Consider the following 1,712-nt stretch of genomic DNA (forward strand, 5'->3'; position numbering starts at 1 on the left):
GGCCAGGCGGCGGCCAGGCCCATCCGGGCGGCGGGGGCCGGGTCGGGCTTGTCCGGGGCGAACACGAGCAGGGCGGCCCCCGCGGCGAGGGCCACGACGAGGGCAGCCAGGGCGCGGAGCGGGGTCACTCGTACTGCTGCTTCGGTGCGGCGATCTCCTGCCAGGACCGGACCTGCAGGTACGGCACCTTGGCGTCGTTGACCGGGTCCTGCTCGGTCTTGCCGGTCCAGGTGCCGACCACCTGGATCCAGGTGTCCGCCGGTACGGCCGCCGGCACCTCACCGCTGAGCGCCACCTTGATCGGGCGGCCGTCGGCGGCGCAACAGGACATCACCATCCGGGCCAGCATCGGTGCGCCGTCGGGGCCGGGCGTGACGAACCCGGTCAGGCGCAGGTTGCGTCCGGTGAGGCTGCGGCCGTCGTCGAAGACCGCCCGGGAGGCGTAGTCCAGCAGCCCCAGATCCACGGGATCGCCCGCCGGCAGCGCCGGATAGTCCGAGTCCGTGCCGGGGGCGGTCAGCACCGTGCCGGCCTGCCCGGCCGCGTCCGAGCCGAGCGCGGGCGGGGCCACCAGCAGCAGCCCGAGTACGGGCAGCAGCAGCAACCACCCGACCTTCGGCTCGTGGTGGTGCTCGCCGTGCGCCTGGGCCTTGCCGCGCAGGTCGTACCAGAGGGTCAGCACGGCCGCCGCGACCAGCAGCAGGCCCGCGCCGATCAGGAAGGGCCGCAGGCCCTCCTTGACGTAGCGCAGGTACAGGTCGGAGAGGCTCGCCTTGAGGATCGCGCCGCCGAACAGCAGCATGATCACGGCCTGGGCCTGCTTGTTCACAGCAGCACCGCCCCGATGCCGGTGCCCACCAGGATCGCCGCGGCGAACGTGGCCGGGGCGAAGCGCACGGAGAAGCGCCGGCCGAAGACCCCGGTCTGCATGGCGATCAGCTTGAGGTCGACCATCGGGCCGACGACCAGGAACACCAGCCGGGAGGTCAGCGAGAACTGCGACAGCGACGCGGCCACGAAGGCGTCCGCCTCGCTGCAGATGGACAGCAGCACGGCCAGCACCGCCAGCGCAATGATCGACAGCACCTCGTTGCCGGCCAGCGTCTGCAGCCAGCTCTCCGGCACGACCACGTTGATGGTGGCCGCGGCCGCGGCGCCGAGCACCAGGAATCCGCCGGCGTGCATGACGTCGTGCCGGCAGGCGGCGACGAACGCCTTGAGACGGGAGCCGTCCTCGTGCGGGCGGGCCGGCAGCTTGATCCATTCCGCCTTGCCCAGCCGCAGCCAGAGCCAGCCCATCGCCACGGCCACGATCAGGCTGGCCACGCCCCGGGCGACGACCATCTCGGGGTTGCCGGGGAAGGCCACCGCGGTCGCGGTCAGCACGATCGGGTTGATCGCCGGGGCCGACAGCAGGAACGCCAGCGCGGCCGCCGGGGTGACGCCGCGGCGGATCAGCGACCCGGCGATCGGCACGCTGCCGCACTCGCAGCCGGGCAGGACCACCCCGGCCAGGCCGGCGGCGGGCACGGCCAGCGCGGGATGCCTCGGCAGCGCCCTGGCCCAGAACGAGCGCGGCACGAACACGGCGATGACCGCGGACAGCACCACGCCGAACACCAGGAACGGCACCGCCTGGACCAGGACCGACACGAACACGGTGGTCCAGGTCTGCAGCCGGGGCGCGGAGACGAGGGCGGCCAGCGGGTTGC

General features: G+C 73.5%; 2 protein-coding genes. Both read right to left on the reverse strand.

What is annotated here, in order from left to right; all coding sequences use genetic code 11:
* Nucleotides 1–124 precede the first annotated feature (124 nt).
* Nucleotides 125–829: a TIGR03943 family putative permease subunit gene (locus AB0C29_RS47005; RefSeq protein ID WP_360834691.1), complete on the reverse strand. Its 705-nt coding sequence runs from the start codon at nt 827–829 to the stop codon at nt 125–127.
* Complete coding sequence (locus tag AB0C29_RS47010; RefSeq protein WP_360834693.1) at nt 826–1,704, reverse strand: permease; 879 nt, start codon at nt 1,702–1,704, stop codon at nt 826–828. Before AB0C29_RS47010 ends, AB0C29_RS47005 begins: the two co-directional genes overlap by 4 nt.
* Nucleotides 1,705–1,712 lie beyond the last annotated feature (8 nt).

The organism is Actinoplanes sp. NPDC048791 (assembly GCF_040650095.1).
Lineage (GTDB): Bacteria > Actinomycetota > Actinomycetes > Mycobacteriales > Micromonosporaceae > Actinoplanes.